Genomic DNA, 23,161 nt, shown 5'->3' on the forward strand with positions numbered 1-23,161 from the left:
GAGATTAAAATGAAAATTCTGACACTGTGTTTCACCGGCCTGCTGTGCGCAGCCCCCCTGTATGCCGAGTCTGCTGCGGATCCCTGCCTGACTTATGACTGCCAGCAGATGCTGGAGATCAAAACGAAGATCGCCCAGAATGACGCCGCCTACACGCCAGCCATTCAGGCGCTAATGAAAAAAGCCGACGCGGCCCTGCAGCATCCGCCATACAGCGTAACGCAGAAAAAGCTGATACCCGCCTCCGGCAACAAACACGATTACTACAGTTTTGGCCCTTACTGGTGGCCAAACCCGGACACCAAAGACCACCTCCCCTACGTCCGCGACGACGGTCATATCAATCCGTCCTCCAAAACCGATGACACCGACAGCGAGAGGATGGCCCATTTCTCTGATGACATCCGCGCGTTAGCCCTGGCGGCGTTCTACAGCGGCGACCCTAAGTATGCGCAAAAGGCGAATACTCAGCTGCAGGCCTGGTTCTTGCACAAAGAGACGCGGATGAACCCGAACCTCAACTATGCCCAGGCCATTCCGGGCATCGTGAACGGACGGGGAATTGGCATTATCGACACCCGCGTGCTGATTGATGTCGCGGACAGCATTGTGCTGTTACACAACGCGAAAACACTTTCGGATCAGGATTTTAAACGCTACCAGCGCTGGTACGCTGACTACACTCGCTGGCTGAAAACCAGTCAGAACGGGCATGAAGAAGCGAACTGGTACAACAATCATGGAGCCTGGTACGACACCCAGGTCACCGCGTTCTCGCTATTCACCGGGGATAAAAAACAGGCGACAGAGCAGATTGAGATCTTTAAGCATCGTCATCTGATCTCGCAGATTAACAGCAAGGGCGAACTTTCTGCGGAGCTTGAGCGCACCCGCTCCTTCCATTACTCCAGTTTCGCCCTCGCCGCCTATGGCCGAATGGGGCGTTACGGGGAGCAGACCGGCAATGACGTGTGGAATTTCGAGTTCGACAGCCGCACCACCAAAAGCGCGTTTGTCTTCATCAGCGGGCAAATTGGCAAACCGGCCAGCAGCTGGCCTTACAAAGAGTTGAAATACACCCCGGAGGAAGCCACCGGTCCGATGTTGGCTGCGGCAAGAGCCTATAAAGATGCCACCTTTACGCAGAGCGTCGCCATTCTGAGCAGAGAGAATGCCGATAATATCAACTTCTTAATGCCCGGCTCTCCGCTGGTAAAATAATCGGGTACAGGTGCAGAGTGAAACAATTTACCGCAGAACAACTTGCCGCCGCTCGTCAAAACGTCACCCCGGCGATCCTCGCCGGGCTGATTGAGGGCAACCGCGACGTCATCGACAGCGACACGCTGGTGCCCGAAACCGGCTGCGCCACCTGGAACCACTACTTCTTCTGCCCGCAACACAGCGTGCGTCTGCAGTGGAACCGGCACTCCCCCAATAAACATCGCTGCCCCGTGGACGGGGCGGTTTTTACCGGAGAACCCTACTACGGTGCCTGGTGGCGCTGGCTGAACGGGCTGAACGCGAAAGCAACCTATGAACTAAGCCTGCTGTGGCTGCTCACGGGCGAGACGCGCTACCGGGATAAAGTCATCGATATTCTGATGCAGTACGCGAAGTACTATCCCGATTATCAGGAGCATGGCGGTATTCCCTACAACGGCCCCGGCAAAGCCAACGCCCAGACGCTGTGCGAGGCGAACTGTCATGCCGATTTCGCCCGCGGTTTTGATCTGATTCGTTGCGAACTGACGGCTCAGCAGGACGAATACATCGCCACCCGTCTGCTGCGCTGCGGCGCAGAGTTTCTGATGCAGCACCGCAGCAATCAGATCCACAACCATGAAGTGAAGATCAGCGCCACCGTCGGCATCATTGGCGCCGTGCTGGAAGAGAATGCTTATCTGGAGTTTGCCGTTAACAGCCCCTACGGCCTGCGTTATCAGCTGGAGCACGCCCTGCTGCCGGGCGGGTTATGGTTTGAAGGCTCGCTGCACTATCACTACTACGCCCAGGAAGCCTTTTTCGCCTTTGAAAAGCTGGCGAAAGAGAGCGCGTTTAGCCTGCTGGATCAGCCGTTCTATCCGCAGATGCTCAGCCTGCCTATGCAATTCCTGCTCCCGGATATGACGCTGCCGAAAGTGAATGATTGCGTGAACGGCCAGGAGCGGCTCGGGCATGCGGATATCTATGAATTTGCGTATTTTTATTATGGCGAAGAGGCATACGGGCAGTTGCTCTCCTGTCTCTATCGCACCACGCCGCGCAATCATATCGACGCGTTGTTTTACGGCCAACCGCTGCCCGCTGACGCCCTGCAAGCTCCGACCGCCAGCGAACACCATCCCGGCGCAGGTTTTACCCTGATCCGAAACGCGCCGGGACGGGCGGTGTGCATCAAACACGGTCCTTACGGCGGGGAGCACGATCATTACGATCGCCTGAACCTGATCGTTTTCAACCAGGGCAAAGCACTGTTTCCCGATCTCGGCACCACGGGCTACGGCGCACCGCTGCACTACGGCTACTACAAAAACTCTTTTTCACACAATACATTATGCGTGAACGGGCTGAACCAGCCGCCCGCCGTCCCGCGCGTGATTCGGTATGAGGAGACACCTGCTGCTACGCGCCTGATTACCGAAGTGGACTGGCGATCCCCCGCCGCCCTGCCGGACAGCAAAACGCGCGTAGAGTGGGATGAGGACGCCTACCGCAATGTCGTTTTCCGGCGCAGCGTGCAGGTCACGGAAAATCTGCTTATCGACCGTTGGGATGTCGAGAACCCCCACGCCCAGTGTGTGGATGCGATCTACCTGATTCGCGGTGAATCCCAGCCAGATAGGCCGCAAACCGGGATCAGCCTGTGTTATCCCTACGTCCACCAGGCCACGCAAATGCCGCTGAACGGTCAGACTAACTTACGCTATCAGGCTGATAAGCCCGTGACGATCAGCTGTTTTTCGCTCAGCAACGCGCACGTCATTCAGGCCAAAGGGCCGGACAATCCCTCTACGTCTGAACTGGATTACCTGATTATGCGCAGCCACGACACGCGGGTTTGCTGGGTGTTTGTGACGGATTTAAGCGGCACAAGTGAAGTGGACATTGAGTCATGCGAAGGGGAAATCATCGTGACGGATAAAAGATTACAGCAGAAATACCACGCATAAAAAAGGCCGCTTTTCAGCGGCCAACCATGTCGAAACGGACATTATTATGTCAAAGCTCCCCTCACGGGGAGCAGAGAGGATTTACTTAATGATAGCGCTCAGTGCTTCGCCGATATCGGCCAGGCTACGAACGGTTTTGACACCTGCGGCTTCCAGCGCTGCGAATTTCTCATCCGCTGTGCCTTTACCACCGGCAATGATGGCGCCAGCGTGGCCCATACGTTTGCCTTTTGGCGCAGTCACACCGGCGATGTAACCGACAACCGGTTTGGTGACGTGATCTTTGATGTACGCTGCGGCTTCTTCTTCTGCGCTACCGCCGATTTCACCGATCATCACGATCGCTTCAGTCTGCGGATCTTCCTGGAACAGTTTCAGGATATCGATGAAGTTAGAGCCAGGGATCGGGTCACCGCCGATGCCCACACAGGTGGACTGGCCGAAACCGTAGTCGGTGGTCTGCTTAACCGCTTCATAAGTCAGGGTACCGGAGCGGGAGACGATGCCCACTTTGCCTGGCTTGTGAATGTGGCCTGGCATGATGCCGATTTTGCATTCGCCTGGGGTGATCACGCCCGGGCAGTTTGGCCCGATCATGCGCACGCCTGCTTCGTCCAGCTTAACTTTTACAGTCAGCATATCCAGCGTCGGGATGCCTTCGGTAATGGTGATGATCAGTTTGATGCCTGCGTCGATCGCTTCAAGAATGGAATCTTTGCAGAACGGCGCCGGAACGTAGATCACGGTCGCGGTGGCGCCGGTCGCTTCTACGGCTTCGCGCACGGTGTTGAACACCGGCAGGCCCAAATGCGTGGTGCCGCCTTTACCTGGCGTCACGCCGCCAACCATCTGCGTACCGTAAGCAATCGCTTGTTCGGAGTGGAAAGTCCCCTGGCTACCGGTGAAGCCCTGGCAGATAACTTTAGTGTTCTTATCAATCAAAACGGACATTATTTCCCCTCCACTGCGGCAACAACCTGCTGAGCTGCATCCGTCAGACTTTTCGCTGCAATAATATTCAGGCCACTGTCAGCCAGTTTTTTCGCGCCGAGTTCAGCGTTGTTCCCTTCCAGACGAACCACAACCGGGACGTTCACGCCCACTTCTTCTACCGCACCGATGATGCCGTCAGCGATCAGGTCGCAACGCACGATGCCGCCGAAGATGTTAACCAGAACGGCTTTCACATTGTCGTCAGAGAGGATGATTTTGAACGCTTCGGTCACGCGCTCTTTAGTCGCGCCGCCGCCCACGTCGAGGAAGTTTGCCGGCTCGCCGCCGTGCAGTTTAACGATGTCCATGGTGCCCATTGCCAGGCCCGCACCGTTAACCATACAGCCGATGTTGCCATCGAGTGCGACGTAGTTCAGTTCCCACTGTGCCGCCTGCGCTTCACGCGGATCTTCCTGAGACTGATCGCGCATTTCGCGCAGATCGGACTGGCGGAACAGGGCATTGCCGTCAGCGCCCAGTTTGCCGTCGAGGCAGATCAGGTCGCCCTGAGTGGTGATGACCAGCGGGTTGATTTCGATCAGCGCCAGATCGCGCTCAAGGAAAATGGTCGCCAGGCCCATGAAGATCTTGGTGAACTGTTGAACCAGTTTACCTTCCAGACCCAGTTTGAATGCCAGCTCACGACCCTGGTAAGGCATTGGGCCTGCCAGCGGATCGATAGCCACTTTGTGGATCAGATGCGGGGTCTCTTCCGCCACTTTCTCGATTTCCACGCCGCCTTCAGTAGACGCCATGAACACCACGCGACGGGAGCTACGGTCGACAACCGCGCCGAGGTACAACTCTTTTGCGATGTCGGTCGCGGCTTCCACCAGGATCTGGTTTACCGGCTGGCCGTTCGCGTCTGTCTGGTAGGTCACCAGGCGTTTGCCCAGCCAGTGTTCAGCAAAGGCGCGGATCTCTTCTTTGCTCTTCACAACCTTCACACCGCCCGCTTTACCGCGGCCACCAGCGTGAACCTGACACTTAACTACCCAAGGGCCGGAACCAATTTTAGATGCGGCTTCTTCAGCTTCACGTGGGGTAGTACAGGCATAACCCACCGGAGCCGGTAAGCCATACCGGGCAAACAGCTGTTTGGCCTGATATTCATGTAAGTTCATGTGTTCTATCCATCCTTCAGGTAATCGTTATCATAAAGCCTGTAGAGCAGTGCGATTTTTTGCGCCGGGTGGCGCTTCGCTTACCCGGCCTACAGGGCAGGTGAATCTATGGTAGGCCCGGCAAAAGCAATGCCGCCGGGCGCTACTTACTACTACACGTCCAGCAGCAGACGCGTTGGATCTTCCAGCAGCTCTTTAATCGCCACCAGATAACCCACTGATTCACGACCATCAATCAGACGGTGATCGTAAGAGAGCGCCAGGTACATCATCGGCAGGATCTCAACTTTACCGTCAACCGCCATTGGGCGGTCTTTGATGGCATGCATACCCAGAATCGCGCTCTGCGGCGGGTTGATGATTGGGGTAGACATCAGGGAACCGAATACACCACCGTTGGTGATGGTGAAGTTACCGCCGGTCAGGTCTTCAACGGTCAGCTTACCGTCGCGGCCTTTCAGCGCCAGCTCTTTGATTTTCTTCTCGATATCCGCCATGCCCAGGGTATCAACGTCACGCAGAACCGGGGTCACCAGGCCGCGCGGCGTGGAAACCGCCATGCTGACGTCGAAGTAGTTGTGGTACACCACATCTTCGCCATCGATAGAGGCATTCACTTCCGGATAACGTTTCAGCGCTTCAACCACCGCTTTCACGTAAAAGGACATAAAGCCCAGACGGATACCGTGACGTTTTTCAAACGCGTCACCGTACTGCTTACGCAGGTCCATGATTGGCTTCATGTTGACTTCGTTGAAGGTGGTCAGCATCGCGGTGGAGTTTTTCGCTTCCAGCAGACGCTCAGCCACACGCTTACGCAGGCGAGTCATCGGCACGCGTTTTTCACTGCGTGCGCCAAGCGCAGGCTGTGCTGCAGCAGGCGCTGCCGCCGCCGGTGCTTTGGCTTCTTCTTTAGCCGGCGCTTTCGCCAGATGTTTTTCCACATCTTCACGGGTCAGACGACCGCCAACACCGGTGCCTTTGATGGCGCTGGCTTCGAGATTATGTTCACCCAGCAGGCGACGGATCGCCGGGCTGAGTGCATCATTCGTTTGTTCTTCCAGAGATGCCTGCTGACGCTGAGCCGGAGTGGACTCTTTGCTTTCAGACTTGGCGCTGGACTCTTTACCCGCGCTGTTGCCTTCACGCAGGCGACCGAGGATCTGACGAGAAGTCACGGTGGTGCCTTCGTCTTCCAGCACTGCATCCAGAATGCCATCCGCCGATGCCGGTACTTCCAGTACCACTTTGTCAGTTTCGATTTCTACCAGCACTTCATCGCGCTTAACGCTATCGCCCGGTTTTTTATGCCAGGTCGCTACCGTTGCGTCAGCGACGGATTCAGGCAGGTCGGGAACAAGAATATCTACGCTACTCATTTTGTATCCTTAAATTATTCGACGTTCAGCGCGTCATTCACCAGATCTTGCTGTTGCTTCTGGTGAACGGACATATACCCTACCGCCGGAGAGGCGGAGGCCGGGCGACCTGCGTAACGCAGGGCGGACCCAAATGGAATCACATCACGGAAATGATGCTGGCTGCAGTACCATGCGCCCTGGTTGAGCGGCTCTTCCTGGCACCAGACAAAATCATGCACGTGTGCGTACGGTTTCAACGCTTCCTGCACCGACTGATGCGGGAACGGATAAAGCTGCTCGATACGCACGATGGCGACATCTTTCTGATCTTTCTTGCGGCGCTGTTCCAGCAGGTCGAAATAAACCTTACCAGAACACATCACCACGCGCTTCACGCCTTGCGGATCGAGGTCATCAATCTCGCCAATCGCGGGCTGGAAGGTGCCGTTCGCCAGCTCATCGAGGCTGGACACGGCCAGCGGATGACGCAGCAGGGATTTCGGCGACATCACCACCAGCGGACGACGCATACCGCGCAGCGCCTGACGACGCAGCATGTGGTAAACCTGAGCCGGAGTAGATGGCACGCAAACCTGCATGTTCTGCTCAGCGCAGAGCTGCAGATAACGTTCCAGACGCGCGGAGGAGTGCTCCGGACCCTGCCCTTCGTAGCCGTGCGGCAGGAGCATCACCAGGCCACACATACGGCCCCATTTCTGCTCGCCGGAGCTGATGAACTGGTCGATCACCACCTGCGCGCCGTTGGCGAAGTCACCGAACTGCGCTTCCCAGATGGTCAGGGTGCGAGGTTCTGCGGTGGCATAGCCGTATTCGAACGCCAGAACGGCTTCTTCCGACAGCACGGAGTCCCAGACCTTGAACTGGCCCTGACCGTTATGCACGTGCTGCAGCGGAGTGTAAGTGGAACCGTTGGTCTGGTTGTGAATGACCGCATGACGGTGGAAGAAGGTCCCACGGCCCGCATCTTCACCGGACAGACGCACCGGAATGCCTTCGTCAACCAGCGTTGCGTAGGCCAGATTCTCTGCGCCGCCCCAGTCGAACAGCTTCTCACCGGACGCCATGGACTGACGGTCGGAGTAGATTTTCTGCACGCGGGATTGCATCTCGATCGCTTCTGGTACGGTGCTGATGCGTTTCGCCAGCTCCTGCAGACGCTTCATCTCGACCTTGTTCGGGTAGCTCTCATCCCACTCGTGGTTGAGGTACGGCGACCAGGTAAAGGAGTGCATGTTCATCGGACGCAGCTCTTTCACCACGCACTCGCCGGCATCCAGCGCGTCGCGGTAAAGGTTAACCAGTTCGGTGGCATCTTCGAGGGTCGCGATTTTGTCCGCTTCCAGTTTGTCGGCGTAGATTTTACGCGGCGTTGGATGCTTTTTGATTTTCTGGTACATCAGCGGCTGGGTTGCACTCGGCTCGTCCGCTTCGTTATGGCCGTGACGGCGATAGCAGAACAGGTCGATGAACACATCGCGTTTGAAGGTATTACGGAAATCCAGCGCCAGACGGGTGACGAAAGCGACTGCTTCCGGGTCATCCGCGTTCACGTGGAAGATCGGCGCCTGCACCATTTTACCGATGTCAGTACAGTACGGCGTGGAGCGCGCATCCAGTGGGTTAGAGGTCGTGAAGCCCACCTGGTTGTTGATGACGATGCGAACGGTACCGCCCACTTCGTAACCACGCGCTTTGGACATGTTCAGGGTCTCCTGAACGACGCCCTGCCCGGTCACCGCCGCATCACCGTGAATGGTGATTGGCAGCACTTTATTGCTGCTTGGCTCGTCCAGTCTGTCCAGACGCGCGCGCACGGAACCGATAACCACCGGGCTGACGATCTCCAGGTGCGACGGGTTAAACGCCAGCGCCAGGTGAACCAGGCCACCGTTGGTTTCGATATCTGATGAGAAGCCCATGTGGTACTTCACGTCACCAGTACCGAGGTGTTCTTTATGTTTGCCCGCGAATTCGTCGAACAGGTCCTGCGGTTTTTTACCCAGCACGTTAACCAGTACGTTCAGACGACCACGGTGCGCCATCCCCAGCACCACTTCACGGGTGCCGCTGTTGCCCGCATGACGAATCAGTTCTTTCAGCATTGGCACTAAGGCATCGCCGCCTTCGAGGGAGAAGCGTTTTGCACCCGGGAATTTCGCACCGAGGTAACGCTCCAGACCTTCTGCTGCGGTCAGTTCGCTCAGGAAGCGTTTTTTCTCTTCAACGCTAAAGCTGGCGTGGCCGGTTACCGATTCGATGCGCTGCTGGATCCAGCGTTTTTCGTCGGTGGAGGTGATGTGCATGTACTCGGCGCCGATGGAGCCGCAGTAAGTTTGTTTGAGCGCCTCAAGCAGCTCTCCCAGCTTCATCGTGTCTTTGCCGCTGGCAAAGGAGCCGACGTTAAAGCTTTCCTGGAAATCCGCCTCGGTCAGATCGTGATACGCCGGATCAAGATCCGCCACACGTTCTTGTTTCCACAGTCCCAGCGGATCGAGGTTCGCATGCTGGTGACCACGGAAGCGATAAGCATTGATGAGCTGCAGGACTTTAACCTGCTTCACATTGGTGTCAGGGTCAGAGATCGAGGAAGAGTAACGTGAGGCATCCTTCGCCAGACGACGGAAATAATCACGTGTTTTGGAATGGAATTGATCCGGTTTGACCCCAGTGCCAGGTAACTGCTGGAACATGGAACGCCAGTTAGCGTCCACTGAGTCAGGATCGGTTAAGAAGTCTTCATAGAGCTGTTCTATCCAGCTTTGGTTTGCACCAGAGAGGAAAGAAGAGTCCAGCCAGGCTTTCATTGCGCCGTTCTGCATCGTGATCCCTTAAGCATTTTTATGCTTATTTCGCCGTAGAAACTACCACGCACACCTCGTGTACGTGCCGGGGTTCACCTGCGAGCTCTTATGTTGTCTTGGGCTCGCGAAGGAACCTTTAAAAACTGTCTGCACTTCAGGGCAGTTTTTAGAGGTTTCCTACAATTTCTGCTTTGCCCGGTGGCGCTCCGCTTACCGGGCCTACTTTACGTAGGCCGGATAAGCGAAGCGCCATCCGGCGGTGTTACTTACGCACTGCGCTGCAACAGCATCGACTTAATATGGCCGATGGCGCGCGTCGGGTTCAGCCCCTTAGGACATACACTGACGCAGTTCATGATGCTATGGCAGCGGAATACGCTGAAAGCATCGCTCAACCCTTCCAGACGGCTGTCGGTTTCGGTATCGCGGCTGTCAATCAGGAAGCGATACGCAGCCAGCAGACCGGCCGGGCCGATAAACTTGTCCGGGTTCCACCAGAACGACGGGCAAGAGGTCGAACAGCATGCACAGAGAATACACTCATACAGACCATCGAGTTTTTCACGCTGCTCTGGCGACTGTAAATGCTCGCGAGCGGGTGGATTTTGCCCATTATTCAACAAGTAAGGCTTAATCTTCTCATATTGTGCATAGAATTGCCCCATGTCCACCACCAAATCGCGAACGACCGGCAGGCCAGGCAGAGGACGGATCACAATTTTCTGACCGGCACGCTGCAACGCCGAAATCGGGGTGATACAGGCCAGGCCATTTTTGCCGTTCATGTTCACGCCGTCGGAGCCACAAACCCCTTCACGGCAGGAGCGACGGAACGACAGTGTCGGGTCTTTTTCTTTCAGCTGCATTAACGCATCAAGCAGCATCATGTCGCGACCTTCTTCCGCTTCCAGGGTGTAATCCTGCATATGCGGAGCGTCATCAACATCCGGGTTATAACGATAAACTGAGAATTCGAGTTTCATTATCCTGTCTCCGCATTAATAGGTACGAATCTTCGGCGGGAACGCCGGACGCAGTTTCGGCTCCATGTTGACGCTACGACGCGTCATGGATTCCGACTCTGGCAGATACAGGGAATGGCACAGCCAGTTTTCATCGTCACGATCCGGGAAGTCGAAGCGGCTATGGGCGCCACGGCTTTCGGTACGGAAGTTTGCGGAGACGGCCGTTGCATAGGCGGTTTCCATCAGGTTATCCAGCTCCAGGCACTCGACGCGCTGGGTGTTGAACTCGCTGGAAGTATCGTCCAGACGGGCGTTTTTGAGGCGCTCGCGGATCGCTTTCAGCTGCTCAAGCCCTTTGGCCATCGCATCGCCTTCGCGGAAGACCGAGAAGTTGTGCTGCATACACTCTTGCAGCGCTTTGCGGATTTCCACCGGATCTTCGCCGTCGCGGTTGCCGTTCCAGCGGTTAAGACGCTCAAGGGAAGCTTCAATGTTAGCCTCAGTGGCATCGCGCAGGTCGCCCTGCTCGGCGATAGATTCCTGCAGATGCAGGCCAACCGCACGACCAAACACCACCAGGTCGAGCAGCGAGTTGCCGCCCAGACGGTTCGCACCGTGGACCGATACGCAGGCGATTTCGCCGACGGCGAACAGGCCAGGAATCACCACGTCTTCGCCCTGCTCGTTCACGGTCAGCGCCTGACCGGTCACTTTGGTCGGAATACCGCCCATCATGTAGTGGCAGGTTGGGATAACCGGAATGGGCTCTTTCACCGGGTCAACGTGCGCGAAGGTGCGCGACAGCTCCAGGATGCCCGGCAGACGGGATTCCAGAACTTCTTTACCCAGGTGATCCAGTTTCAGTTTCGCGTGCGGGCCCCACGGACCATCGCAGCCGCGACCTTCACGGATTTCGATCATGATGGAACGCGCCACCACGTCACGACCCGCCAGGTCTTTCGCATTCGGGGCATAACGCTCCATGAAGCGCTCGCCGTGTTTGTTCAGCAGGTAACCACCTTCACCACGGCAGCCTTCTGTCACCAGAACGCCAGCACCGGCGATGCCGGTCGGGTGGAACTGCCACATTTCCATATCCTGCACAGGCACGCCCGCGCGGATCGCCATACCTACGCCGTCGCCGGTGTTGATGTGGGCGTTGGTGGTGGACTGGTAAATACGGCCTGCGCCGCCGGTCGCCAGCACGGTCGCACGGGCTTTGAAGTAAACCACTTCACCGGTTTCGATGCACAGAGCGGTACACCCGACCACTGCGCCATCTTCATTTTTCACCAGATCCAGCGCATACCACTCGGAGAAAATAGTGGTGTGGTTTTTCAGGTTCTGTTGATACAGGGTGTGCAGCAGTGCGTGACCGGTACGGTCAGCCGCTGCCGCAGTACGTGCCGCCTGCTCGCCGCCGAAGTTTTTCGACTGGCCGCCAAACGGACGCTGATAAATGGTGCCATCTTCCAGGCGGGAGAACGGCAGGCCCATGTGGTCCAGCTCCAGAATCGCTTCCGGGCCGGTCTTACACATATATTCGATGGCGTCCTGGTCACCGATATAATCGGAACCTTTCACCGTGTCATACATATGCCATTCCCAGTTATCTTCATGGGTATTACCGAGCGCCACGGTGATACCACCCTGGGCTGATACGGTATGGGAACGGGTCGGGAAGACTTTAGAGAGCAGCGCACAGGTCTGGCCGCTCTGGGAAATTTGCAGCGCCGCGCGCATACCTGCGCCACCGGCACCAATCACAACAGCATCAAATTCTCTGACTGGCAGTTTCATCACACACCCCACACCACAACAAATCCATAAATAACGTAAACCACCAGAGCGACAACAATCAGGAGTTGTAGCGGCAAGCGAATAGCCAGCGGTTTAACGTAATCGGTCAACACCTGCCACATGCCAATCCAGGCATGAATAAGGATGGAGAACAGAGCCAGCAGGGTGAACACTTTGGTGAAGGCAGATCCGAAGAACCCGCTCCAGATCTCCCACGTCAGCTCACCGCTGGTCGCGAAGAAACCGATCATGTAGATGATGTAAAGCGTGAGGACGATGGCGGTAGCGCGGACCAGAATGAAGTCATGTACGCCGTTGCGTCCTAATGCGGAGGCGTTGCTTACCATACGAGGACTCCTGCAAGAATTGAGAGCACGACTGTAATCACAAAGGAAATATTGGCAGAGCGTTTCCCTGCTTCAAAAGTCTCTTCCAAATAGCCAAAGTCCATCATCAGATGGCGAACGCCAACCACAACGTGGTATGCCAGCGCGGTGAGAATGCCCCACATGATAAATTTCACGAAGAAGCTGCTCATAATGGCAGAGGCCTGGAGGAATCCTTCAGGAGAAGAGAGGCTGGTCCCCAGTAACCACAGCAGAATACCCACTGCCACGAACGTAATCACACCGGAGACACGGTGGAGAATGGACGCTATTGCCGTTACGGGGAATCGGATCGTTTTGAGATCCAGATTGACAGGTCTTTGTTTTTTCACATTTCTTATCATGAATAACGCCCACATGCTGTTCTTATTGTTTCCTTCCTCCGGTCTGCGTGCGGGTCAAGCAGCGTCCTTTCTATAACTACGCGTCATGGTAAACATTGCTTCCAAATGCTAAAACGACACGTTACAACGCTGGGTGGCTCGGGATTGCAGGGTGTTCCGGAGACCTGGCGGCAGTATAGGTCGTTCACAAAACCATTACAATTAACCTACATACAGTTTGTCGGGTTTTATGCGGAACAGTGATCAGAGTCACGATAACAACATTATTTTAAATTTTAATCATCGGATTTGACAAAGATTAAACATTATTGTTACAAACAACAGCAGAAAAGGCATATAATGCGCAAAAGTTATGAGGTCTCTCTTTCACCTGAGATTTAGTTATGTAACAGTGTGATGGTATTGACCGAAGTTATCAGGACAGTTATTAGTGATATACAGGTTTGAATAATTCGGACTGCGAAGACACTGATTTGCTGTTGTTTCTCTGATTTTTCATTCGTTTACCTGCAAGGCGCCATAGCTCTGTACCCTGGTTTCTCCTCGCGAGCTGAGCGGCAAGCCAAATAACAAACTGGTAACGATGTGATAAACAGCTGAAAGCGAATCTGTAAAAGCGTGGTCTTAAGCATAAGGCGCTAAGGAGACCGTAAATGGCTGATACAAAGGCAAAGCTCACCCTAAACGGTGACACTGCTATTGAACTGGATGTGCTAAAAGGCACGCTCGGTCAGGATGTTATTGATATCCGTACTCTGGGTTCTAAAGGGGTATTTACCTTTGACCCTGGCTTCACCTCCACCGCATCTTGCGAATCCAAAATCACCTATATCGACGGTGACGAAGGTATCCTGCTCCACCGCGGTTTCCCCATCGATCAGTTAGCCACCGAATCCAACTATCTGGAAGTGTGCTACATCCTGCTGAACGGCGAAAAACCGACGCAGGAACAGTACGATGAGTTCAGAACCACCGTTACCCGCCACACCATGATTCATGAGCAGATTACCCGTCTGTTCCATGCATTCCGTCGTGATTCGCATCCGATGGCCGTGATGTGTGGGATTACCGGTGCGCTGGCGGCGTTCTACCACGACTCCCTGGACGTGAATAACCCACGCCATCGCGATATCGCGGCATTCCGTCTGCTGTCCAAAATGCCAACCATGGCGGCGATGTGTTACAAATATTCCATCGGTCAGCCATTTGTTTACCCGCGTAACGACCTCTCCTATTCAGGCAACTTCCTGAACATGATGTTCTCCACACCGTGCGAAACCTACGAGGTGAACCCGGTGCTTGAGCGCGCAATGGACCGTATTCTGATCCTGCACGCTGACCACGAACAGAACGCATCGACCTCTACCGTCCGTACCGCAGGCTCTTCAGGCGCGAACCCGTTCGCCTGTATCGCTGCCGGTATCGCCTCCCTGTGGGGACCGGCGCACGGTGGCGCAAACGAAGCGGCACTGAAGATGCTGGAAGAGATCAGCTCCGTTGAGCACATTCCTGAGTTCGTGCGTCGTGCGAAAGACAAAAACGACTCCTTCCGCCTGATGGGCTTCGGTCACCGTGTTTACAAAAACTATGACCCACGCGCGACCGTCATGCGTGAAACCTGCCACGAAGTGCTGAAAGAGCTGGGTACTAAAGATGATCTGCTGGAAGTGGCGATGGAGCTGGAACATATCGCGCTGAACGACCCGTACTTCATCGAGAAGAAACTGTACCCGAACGTCGATTTCTACTCTGGCATTATTCTGAAAGCGATGGGCATTCCGTCTTCCATGTTCACCGTGATCTTCGCGATGGCGCGTACCGTCGGCTGGATTGCACACTGGAACGAAATGCACAGCGAAGGCATGAAAATCGCGCGTCCTCGTCAGCTGTACACCGGCTACGACCAGCGTGATTTTAAGTCTGATGTGAAGAAAAAGTAAGAATCAGCCCGGTCATGTACCGGGCTCATGTTCGAATGTAGGCCGGGTAAGGCGCAGCCGCCACCCGGCTTTTTTACTTCTGGCACTGCGGGCACCAATAAAATGGCCGCGACGACAACATCGTTCGCTCAATCGCCCCGCCACATCGCTCGCACGGCTTCCCTTCGCGATGAAACACCTTAAAACGGAACAACGCCCCGTGATGTTTATTCTCATCGACCACGCCGCGCGTGTTGTAGGAGAGACGAGGAATCTCCAGCAGCGCGTGAGACAGGGCATCAACCTGAATCTCATTGAGCTGAGACGCCTTACGTTGTCCTGCCAGACCCACTTCCCACAGAATTTCGACGCGCAAATAGTTGCCTAACCCGGCGAGAAACGCCTGGTCGAGCAGCAGCCCGGAAAACTGGCGATTGCGAAACGCGGGCGACAGCAGCCGGGCTTTCACCTCGTCTGCCGTCAGACGCAAATCCAGCACATCCGGCCCCACCCGCTGCAGGAACGGGTGAGTGAGCAGTTGCTCCGGCGTTAACATCTCAATATCCGAGGCGCTGTAGAGCAAAATGGCCTTCTCCGCCGTCTGCAATCTGACGCGTAACACCCGGTTGGTTTGTAACTGCTCACCCACATTAATCACACGCCAGACGCCATAAAGCTGATTGTGGCTATATAACGTCAGGTTATGGGTGAAATGTGTCAGCAGGGCTTTGCCGCGCGTCTCGATATGGGTCACGCTTTGCCCGATAAGCTGAGTTTCATAGGGTTTTAACTGAGGGAAAGCAAACCACGCATCGGTGAGTGGTTTGCCCTTTATCGCCGCCTCCAGGCTATCCGCCGCGCGGCGGATCTCCGGACCTTCTGGCATCTTTGCTCCTTTGTTAGTGCGTCGCGCCGCCCACGATTTTGACGTCATCCGTCTGGCGCAGCGCCACTTCAATCGCCACGATCAGCGCCGCTTTCACCGTCTGCGCCGCCATGCTCGGTGCGCCCGGATGGGCTGCGGCCTGTTCCGGCAGGTAAGGGATATGGATAAACCCGCCCTTCACCTCCGCGCTATCGCTGATTTTATGCAGCAATCCGTACATCACGTGGTTGCAGACGAAGGTTCCCGCCGTCTGGGAAACAGACGCCGGAATGCCGCTTTCACGCATCGCCGCCACCGTCGCCTTAATCGGAAGCCGGGTAAACCACGCCGCCGGACCGCCCGGTACAATGGGCACATCAATCGGCTGCTGTCCGCGATTATCCGGGATACGCGCATCGTCCACGTTGATGGCAACGCGCTCGATGGTCACATCCACGCGCCCACCCGCCTGCCCGACGGCAATCACCACCGCCGGATTAAGTTCATCGATAGCCGCGTTCAGCACGCTTAAGGATTCGCCAAACACGCAGGGAAGCTGGCGCGTCACCACGCGACAGCGGTCGATAATACTTCCCTCAAGCTGGCTGACCACTTCCCACGAAGGGTTAACGGTCTCGCCGCCAAAGGGCTCAAAACCGGTGACTAATACATAACGCATCGTCTCTCCTTACAGGAACATCAGGAAATAGAGCAGGAACACGTTGGCAATCAGGAGCAACACGCCGGTCGGGACCTGCGCTTTGATCACCGCATTTTTATCCGGCAGCTCCAGCAGCGCGGCGGGCACGATGTTAAAGTTCGCCGCCATCGGCGTCATCAAGGTGCCGCAGTAGCCGGAGAACATACCGATCGCCGCCATCACCGCCGGGTTACCGCCGTGCTGCAGCACCAGAATCGGAATGCCGATCCCCGCTGTCACAATCGGGAACGCCGCGAACGCATTGCCCATCACCATGGTGAGCAGCGCCATGCCGATGGCATACACCGCCACGGCGATAAAGCGGCTGTCCACCGCCAGATAGGTTTTCGTCAGCCAGGAGATCCCGTCGCCCACGCCGGCGGCGGTAAACAGCAGACCCAGCGTCGCCAGAATTTGCGGCAGGATAAACGCCCAGCCGATGGAGTCCAGCAGGCGGCGCGCCTCCTGCAGGGGCTGATGCACTTTTTCGTGCGTCATTTTGACCGCCATCGCCAGGCCAATCAGCGACCCGACGGTCATGGAGAAGAGCGTGACCAGCGTCGAGTGATTCCCCGGCCCAAACAGACCTTCCTGCAGCCCCGGCACATGGTTGAACATCAGCACGCCCACCACCGTCACCACCGGAATGGCGAGCGCCGGATAGAACAGTCGGTTGCCGAGCCGCTTCGCGCTGGCCTCCCGCTCTTCGGGTTTACGCTGGTGATAGCTGCCGAGCTTAACGCCGCCAAAACCGGCGATCAGCGCCAGGCCGACAACGGCCACCCCGACGGCAATGTGTACCGTGCGCTTATCGCCCACCAGCTGATAGGTCCAGTCACCGAGGAGGAAGATCAGGCCGTAGACGCCCCAGAACAGGCCGGTGGTGATGCGTCTGGGGTTGGCTTTATCGCGGAACGACATCACCGCGACGATCAGCAGGACCAGCCCTGCCAGCCAGTAGAGATAACTTTGCTGGAAATTCATGACGCATCTCCCTGCGAGTGAGCGGTTTTCGCCAGCTCGCGCTCAAGATGCTTGTCCAGCCGCCACAGGCGAGTGGCGTGAATGATGAAGGCGCAGATCGCCGTCGGAATCCCCCACAGCGCAATGTGCAACGGCTCGGTCTGAATCCCGCCGGACTCGAGCATAAAGTTATGCATAAAGATGATTGCCCCGAAAGCGACGAAGATATCCTCGCCGAAGAACAGCCCGACGTTATCCGTCGCCGCCGACATCGCCCGCAGGCGATAGCGCACCGCGCCCGGCAGCTCGCCATATTTTTTCTCCGCCGCACCCTCTGCCATCGGCGCCAGCAGCGGTCGCACCATCTGCGGATGCCCGCCGAGACTGGTCAGGCCCATTGCCGCCGTGGCCTCGCGCACGAAGAGATAGACAATCAGCAAGCGCCCTGCCGTCGCGCTGTGGATTTTAGCGATCCACGCCTGGGCACGCTCTTTCAGCCCGTGCCGTTCGAGCAGGCCGATAACGGCTAAAGGAATCAGAAGGATATAGGGCAGGTTACGGGTATTCAGGAACCCTTCGCCCAGCTTTTCGAGGATGGTGGCGATGGGCATATGCGCCGCCACGCCGGTGACAATCCCGGCGACTATGACCACCAGCACCGGATTAAAACGTAAGATAAACCCGACCACGATCACCGCAATACCGATGAGTGGCCAGAGCGAAAGCGTCTCTGCCATTTTTTCTTCCTGTCGTTGTATAGTGTTATGTTGTGTTTGCTTTTGTGCGTTATGCACTGATTTTTATATTATTTAACTCAAATTCTTTGCGCAAGCGACGAGCGAAAGCCAGGGCGTGTTCCCCGTCGCCGTGCAGGCAAACGGTCTGCGCATGCACGGTGGCCCATTCGCCGGTAATGCTTTTCACCTGGCCGCGCTGGACCATCTCCAGAGTTTGCGCCAGCGCCTGCTCTTCATCGGCAATCAGCGCCCCCGGCTCGCTGCGCGGGACCAGACTGCCATCGGCGCGATAGCCGCGATCGGCAAACACCTCTTCGCGGGTAGTGAGCCCGTAGCGCTCTCCGGCGCGGATCAGTTCGCTTCCCGCCAGCCCGACCAGAATCAAACCGCTGTCGACGTCATGCACCGCGCGGGCAATCGCGTCAGCCAGCTGCGCGTCTTTTGCCGCCTGGTTGTAGAGCATCCCGTGAGGCTTGACGTGACGCAGTTGCCCCCCTTCGGCGCGGGCAATCGCCGCCAGGGCACCAATCTGGTACAGCATCTGGGCGTAAACCGTCTCCGGCGGCAGGTTCATGGCCGTGCGCCCGAAGTTCTCCCGGTCGGGAAAGCTCGGATGCGCGCCAATCGCCACGCCGTTTTTTAACGCCTCGCGCACGCTCTCGCGCATGGTCTGCGCATCTCCGGCGTGAAATCCGCAGGCGATATTCGCCGACGATACCAGCGTCAGTAACTCGGCGTCACTCCCGCAGCCTTCGCCCAGATCCGCATTTAAATCAACGACGATCATTCAACCTCCATGCCAGTTGTTCGATGAACTGCTTCTGCACGCGCCGCGCCTCCAGCGCCTCTTCCAGCGTACAGGCCACAAAATGGATCGGCTGCCCGAGTGGGATTTGCGCCAGATGGTACATGTCCGCCTCAATAATGCAGGCGATACGCGGATAGCCGCCGGTGGTCTGGGCATCATTCATCAGGATAATCGGCTGACCGTTGCCCGGCACCTGGATCACCCCCGGCAGCAGGCCATGTGAGACCAGTTCGCGATCCATGGTACGTGCCAGCTGCTGGCCCTGCAGTCGATAACCCATGCGGTTACTCTGCGGGCTGAGCTGCCACGGCAGACGCCAGAAGGCATCCTGCGAGGCCTGATCAAATTCGTGATACTCCGGCCCCGGCAGGGCGCGAATCCGGTTGCTCCACAGCAGTTGTTTCACGCCCTGGGCTTCGGCAAATTCACGCGACGGTACGCCCAGCGGCAGGTTGTCGCCATCCTTCAGCAGTCGCCCTTCGAAGCCGCCAATACCGGTTTTGAGATCGGTGCTGTAAGAGTTCATCACCTGCGGGACATCAATTCCTCCGCTGACCGCCAGATAGCTGCGCATACCGTGCTGCGGGCGGTGGAGCGTCAGACGCTGCCCGGCTTTCACCTGCAAGCGCCAGCCGGTCCAGACCGCCGCGCCGTCCAGCGTCGCGTCACAGCCTGCGCCCGTCAGGGCAAACCAGCCGTCGCGGGCAAATTCAAAACTGCACTGCCCGAGGGTTATCTCCAGCGCCGCGGCATTGGCCTCGTTGCCCACCAGCAGGTTGGCAATCTGTAGCGCCGGTTTATCCAGCGCACCGCAGTAGCTGATCCCGGACTGACGCAACCCCGTGCGACCGCCGTCCTGCACCGAGGTGTATAACCCCGCGCGAATGACCTTCAACATACCCCCTCCTTCTGCGGCACGAACCGCACGGTATCGCCCGGTCGCAACAGCACCGGCTCTTCGCGGTGAGCATCAAACAGCGCCAGCGGGGTCAGGCCGATAAGCTGCCAGCCGCCCGGTGAGGCGAGTGGATAGATACCGGTTTGCTGCCCGCCGATACCCACAGATCCCGCCGGAACCTGCAGGCGCGGCTCGCCGCGACGCGGGGTGTGGAGCTTCTCCGGTAGCCCGCCCAGATAGGGAAAACCGGGCTGGAAACCGAGGAACCACACCACGTAGTCCACCGAGGCGTGCAGTTCAACGACCTGTTTTTCCGACAACCCAGCGTGGCGCGCGACCTCGCCCAGATCCGGCCCCGCCTCTTTGCCGTACACCACCGGGATCTCGATAAAGCGCGACTCTGGCTCCAGCGCCTCACTCTCTTCCCACCAGCGTTGTAAGCGCTCGATGGCGTCCAGCGCCACCGACTGCGGATTGCGCAGTACCACGGTAATGTTGTTCATCCCCGGAATGGCTTCCACCACTTCCGGGATTTCGGCCAGCCGCTGAGTTAAGCGCCAGATCCTTTTTTGCGTGGTGATCGTGACCGGAGGTTCCAGCTCCAGCACCACCGCCGTTTCGCCTAATAAATAACAACGCGCTCGCTGCACTTACGCACCTCTCATCAGGCAGGATTAGGGATATCAATAAAGGTCACATCGAGATCGGTATTTTCCGTCAGCCATTCGCTCAGGGCGCGAATGCCACCGCGTTCAGTGGCGTGGTGCCCCGCCGCGTAGAAATGCAAACCCTGCTCGCGGGCAGAGTGAATGGTCTGCTCGGAGACTTCACCGGTAATAAAGGCGTCGACGCCAAAACGCGCGGCACTGTCGATAAAGCCCTGACCGCCGCCGGTACACCACGCCACACGTTTCACGAGATCCGGGCCGGTGTCACCGCTCCACAGCGGACGACGGCCCAGACGCGCCTCAATCCAGGCAGCAAGTTCCAGGCCAGGAACCGGCATCGAGAGTTCGCCCCACGGTACCAGCGGTTCGATTTCGCCCATCACGGTGATACCGAGAAGCTGCGCGAGCTGGACGTTGTTACCCAGCTCCGGGTGCGCATCCAGCGGCAGGTGCCAGCCGTACAGGTTGATATCGTTCGCCAGCAGGGTTTTCAGGCGGTTGCGCTTCATACCGCGAATAATCGGCGCTTCGTTTTTCCAGAAATAACCGTGATGCACGATCACCGCATCTGCCTGCAGACGCACTGCTTCATCCAGCAAGGCCTGGCTTGCCGTGACGCCGGTGACAATCTTTTGCACCGTTTCACGCCCTTCCACCTGCAGGCCGTTTGGACCGTAGTCGCTGAAGCTGGCGCTGTTCAGCTTTTCATTGATTAAGGTTTCCAGTTCGCTGTTTTTCATCATCACTCTCTTACGCTTTGCGGGCGGCTTCATAGGCCGCCAGTGTGGCGACTCGCGCCTGTTTATGGTCAACAATCGGGCGTGGATAATCGAGCGTTTCGCCCGTTTTATCCGCCCACGCCCAGGGTTCATGAATCGATTTGCCCGGCACATCGGTCAACTCCGGCAGCCACTGGCGGATAAACTCGCCGGTCGCGTCAAATCGTTGGCCCTGAGTTGTCGGGTTAAATATCCGAAAATAAGGTGCGGCGTCGGTTCCGGTCGAGGCCGCCCACTGCCAGCCGCCGTTGTTAGCCGCCAGATCGCCGTCGATCAGCTGGGAAATAAAATATCGCTCCCCGGCGCGCCAGTCGATCAGCAGGTCTTTCACCAGGAAGCTGGCGACGATCATCCGCAGGCGGTTGTGCATCCACCCCGTTTCGTTGAGCTGGCGCATCGCCGCATCGACAATCGGATAGCCCGTCTGACCGTTTTGCCACGCCTGTAGTTGCTTGTCATCCTGCTGCCACTGCACCTTATCCGTCCAGCGGATGAAGGGGCGATGTTTACATAAATCAGGATGATAGGTCATCAGATGACGATAAAATTCGCGCCAGATCAGCTCGTTGAGCCACACCGCACCTGCGCCGCCGTCCAGCGCCTGTGGCTGTTCCGCCAGCAGGCGATGCAGACACTGGCGCGGGGAAAGCACGCCCAGCGCCAGGCACGCCGATAAACGGCTGGTGCCTTCGACGGCGGGGAAATCGCGCTGTTCCTCATACTCCGCGGCGTGGTCTTTGCAGAACTGGCGCAGCTGCGCAATCGCGGCTTTTTCGGTCGCGGGGAAGTGGTCCGGGTCGAAATCGGCCTGGGGATAATCGAAGTTGAGATCATCTGAAACGCTCAGCGCAGCACCGCGGCTCGCTGGGGCGGAGACGCACTCCGGCAGCCCCTCTTTCAGGCGTTTCAGATACGCGTTTTTGAACGGGGTAAAGACTTTATACATCTCGTGACTGCCGGTCATGACGCTGCCAGGCGGCAACATCACGCTGTCGTCAAAGCCCTGACAGACGACCGTATCCAGCCGTTTTTCCAGCTCCCGGTCGCGCTGCTGTTCGTTGAATTCGTACTGGTAGTTGTAAAAAAGATGGGTGACGTCATGCTCGTCGCAGACTTGCTGAACTTTTTCGCTCTGCGCGGCAAAGTCGTTCACCTCGGCATACATCAGCGGAATGCCCTTCTGTGCCAGGCCTTGCTGCAGCTCATTAAGATGCGCGCGCAGATACGCCGCCTGTCGCGGCGCCATGCCGTGCTCACGCCACTGTTCGGGCGTGGCGATAAACAGGGCCAGCACGCGGGCGTTTTGCGACCGGCAGGCGGCAGCGAGCGCGATGTTGTCATGAAGGCGCAGATCCGCGCGAAACCAGACCAGATGCGTGGTCATAACACTCCTGAATAATTGTCCATAACCTAAGCGTAGCGTTTCTGACCGCAGGCCGAAACCGCGTCGTCACTCCCTAAACCGGCGGGATGACGCACTCTATAATGTTTAAGTTATGTTACAGGAGCAAGTGTAACCTTCGCTCAGATAGGGTGAGGTAAGCTACAGACACAAAAAAACCGCCACATCTCTGTGGCGGTTCGACATTGCTGTGTGAGTCTTTGTCTTATCTTAGTAAAAATCGCAGGTCGCTTTTTCGGCCTGATCCATCCATACCGGTTTCTCGCTGGTTTTCGCCCAGACGCGGTGCAGATAGCTGTAAAAACGGGCACGGTCTTTCCAGAACAACATCACTGGCAGCGCCACTATCCCGGCCACTACGGCGAGGGTGCGACGTAAAAAGACAACATGTGCTGGAAACTCTTTATACAGGTCCATGATTTTCTCCCCTATAGCTTGGCCGGAAACGTTATCC

At 57.0% G+C, this 23,161-nt stretch carries 21 protein-coding genes; 3 read left to right on the forward strand and 18 right to left on the reverse strand.

What is annotated here, in order from left to right:
* The first annotated feature begins 9 nt into the window (after positions 1 to 9).
* Positions 10 to 1,221, forward strand: coding sequence for an alginate lyase family protein (locus AC3WS9_RS15315; protein WP_492489159.1), 1,212 nt, complete (start codon positions 10 to 12; stop codon positions 1,219 to 1,221).
* A 17-nt stretch (positions 1,222 to 1,238) separates the two neighbouring features.
* Positions 1,239 to 3,173: a heparinase II/III domain-containing protein gene (locus AC3WS9_RS15320; protein ID WP_492489161.1), complete on the forward strand. Its 1,935-nt coding sequence runs from the start codon at positions 1,239 to 1,241 to the stop codon at positions 3,171 to 3,173.
* Positions 3,174 to 3,254: 81 nt separating this feature from the next.
* On the opposite strand, the gene sucD is transcribed toward AC3WS9_RS15320, so the two are convergent.
* From sucD to sdhC, 8 genes are all read right to left on the reverse strand, one after another.
* Positions 3,255 to 4,124: a succinate--CoA ligase subunit alpha gene (gene sucD, locus AC3WS9_RS15325; protein WP_095281274.1), complete on the reverse strand. Its 870-nt coding sequence runs from the start codon at positions 4,122 to 4,124 to the stop codon at positions 3,255 to 3,257.
* Complete coding sequence (gene sucC / locus AC3WS9_RS15330) at positions 4,124 to 5,290, reverse strand: ADP-forming succinate--CoA ligase subunit beta (protein WP_059355295.1); 1,167 nt, start codon at positions 5,288 to 5,290, stop codon at positions 4,124 to 4,126. Before sucC ends, sucD begins: the two co-directional genes overlap by 1 nt.
* 152 nt (positions 5,291 to 5,442) lie before the next feature.
* Positions 5,443 to 6,669, reverse strand: coding sequence for a 2-oxoglutarate dehydrogenase complex dihydrolipoyllysine-residue succinyltransferase (gene odhB, locus AC3WS9_RS15335; RefSeq protein WP_103948364.1), 1,227 nt, complete (start codon positions 6,667 to 6,669; stop codon positions 5,443 to 5,445).
* A gap of 14 nt (positions 6,670 to 6,683) precedes the next feature.
* Complete coding sequence (gene sucA, locus AC3WS9_RS15340; protein WP_282494099.1) at positions 6,684 to 9,491, reverse strand: 2-oxoglutarate dehydrogenase E1 component; 2,808 nt, start codon at positions 9,489 to 9,491, stop codon at positions 6,684 to 6,686.
* Positions 9,492 to 9,739: 248 nt separating this feature from the next.
* The gene (locus tag AC3WS9_RS15345; RefSeq protein WP_103948365.1) at positions 9,740 to 10,456 is read right to left on the reverse strand and encodes a succinate dehydrogenase iron-sulfur subunit; all 717 of its coding nucleotides are present in this window, start codon (positions 10,454 to 10,456) and stop codon (positions 9,740 to 9,742) included.
* A gap of 15 nt (positions 10,457 to 10,471) precedes the next feature.
* Positions 10,472 to 12,238, reverse strand: a complete 1,767-nt coding sequence (gene sdhA, locus AC3WS9_RS15350; RefSeq protein ID WP_285146590.1) for a succinate dehydrogenase flavoprotein subunit — start codon at positions 12,236 to 12,238, stop codon at positions 10,472 to 10,474.
* Positions 12,238 to 12,585 (reverse strand): succinate dehydrogenase membrane anchor subunit, encoded by a 348-nt coding sequence (sdhD, locus tag AC3WS9_RS15355; RefSeq protein WP_095281269.1) that lies wholly within the window; start codon positions 12,583 to 12,585, stop codon positions 12,238 to 12,240. The genes sdhA and sdhD overlap by 1 nt, the downstream gene beginning before the upstream one ends.
* Positions 12,579 to 12,983: a succinate dehydrogenase cytochrome b556 subunit gene (gene sdhC / locus AC3WS9_RS15360; protein WP_282494102.1), complete on the reverse strand. Its 405-nt coding sequence runs from the start codon at positions 12,981 to 12,983 to the stop codon at positions 12,579 to 12,581. Before sdhC ends, sdhD begins: the two co-directional genes overlap by 7 nt.
* Positions 12,984 to 13,621: 638 nt before the next feature.
* Here sdhC and AC3WS9_RS15365 point away from each other — a divergent pair.
* The gene (locus tag AC3WS9_RS15365) at positions 13,622 to 14,908 is read left to right on the forward strand and encodes a citrate synthase (RefSeq protein ID WP_282494103.1); all 1,287 of its coding nucleotides are present in this window, start codon (positions 13,622 to 13,624) and stop codon (positions 14,906 to 14,908) included.
* Positions 14,909 to 14,981: 73 nt separating this feature from the next.
* On the opposite strand, the gene nei is transcribed toward AC3WS9_RS15365, so the two are convergent.
* The 10 genes from nei to AC3WS9_RS15415 form a co-directional block, all read right to left on the reverse strand.
* Entirely contained in the window at positions 14,982 to 15,773 is a 792-nt protein-coding gene (nei, locus tag AC3WS9_RS15370) for an endonuclease VIII (protein ID WP_492489166.1), read from the reverse strand.
* A 13-nt stretch (positions 15,774 to 15,786) separates the two neighbouring features.
* Entirely contained in the window at positions 15,787 to 16,431 is a 645-nt protein-coding gene (gene pcp, locus AC3WS9_RS15375) for a pyroglutamyl-peptidase I (protein ID WP_285149036.1), read from the reverse strand.
* Between the two features lie 9 nt (positions 16,432 to 16,440).
* Positions 16,441 to 17,436 (reverse strand): DUF979 domain-containing protein, encoded by a 996-nt coding sequence (locus AC3WS9_RS15380; RefSeq protein WP_282494106.1) that lies wholly within the window; start codon positions 17,434 to 17,436, stop codon positions 16,441 to 16,443.
* Positions 17,433 to 18,152, reverse strand: coding sequence for a DUF969 domain-containing protein (locus tag AC3WS9_RS15385; protein WP_282494107.1), 720 nt, complete (start codon positions 18,150 to 18,152; stop codon positions 17,433 to 17,435). The genes AC3WS9_RS15380 and AC3WS9_RS15385 overlap by 4 nt, the downstream gene beginning before the upstream one ends.
* Before the next feature lie 49 nt (positions 18,153 to 18,201).
* Entirely contained in the window at positions 18,202 to 18,936 is a 735-nt protein-coding gene (pxpA, locus tag AC3WS9_RS15390) for a 5-oxoprolinase subunit PxpA (protein ID WP_492490339.1), read from the reverse strand.
* Positions 18,926 to 19,858, reverse strand: coding sequence for a 5-oxoprolinase subunit PxpC (gene pxpC, locus AC3WS9_RS15395; RefSeq protein ID WP_492489169.1), 933 nt, complete (start codon positions 19,856 to 19,858; stop codon positions 18,926 to 18,928). Before pxpC ends, pxpA begins: the two co-directional genes overlap by 11 nt.
* The gene (gene pxpB, locus AC3WS9_RS15400) at positions 19,852 to 20,508 is read right to left on the reverse strand and encodes a 5-oxoprolinase subunit PxpB (protein ID WP_492489170.1); all 657 of its coding nucleotides are present in this window, start codon (positions 20,506 to 20,508) and stop codon (positions 19,852 to 19,854) included. The genes pxpC and pxpB overlap by 7 nt, the downstream gene beginning before the upstream one ends.
* Positions 20,509 to 20,522: 14 nt before the next feature.
* A complete protein-coding gene (locus AC3WS9_RS15405; protein WP_492490340.1) occupies positions 20,523 to 21,266 on the reverse strand; it encodes a type 2 GTP cyclohydrolase I in 744 nt (247 codons plus the stop codon).
* A 10-nt stretch (positions 21,267 to 21,276) separates the two neighbouring features.
* Positions 21,277 to 22,689, reverse strand: a complete 1,413-nt coding sequence (gene phrB / locus AC3WS9_RS15410) for a deoxyribodipyrimidine photo-lyase (protein ID WP_492489172.1) — start codon at positions 22,687 to 22,689, stop codon at positions 21,277 to 21,279.
* Between the two features lie 228 nt (positions 22,690 to 22,917).
* Entirely contained in the window at positions 22,918 to 23,124 is a 207-nt protein-coding gene (locus AC3WS9_RS15415) for a YbfA family protein (protein ID WP_282494112.1), read from the reverse strand.
* Between the last annotated feature and the right edge of the window lie 37 nt (positions 23,125 to 23,161).

Source organism: Lelliottia sp. EB106-05-01-XG201 (assembly GCF_058791735.1).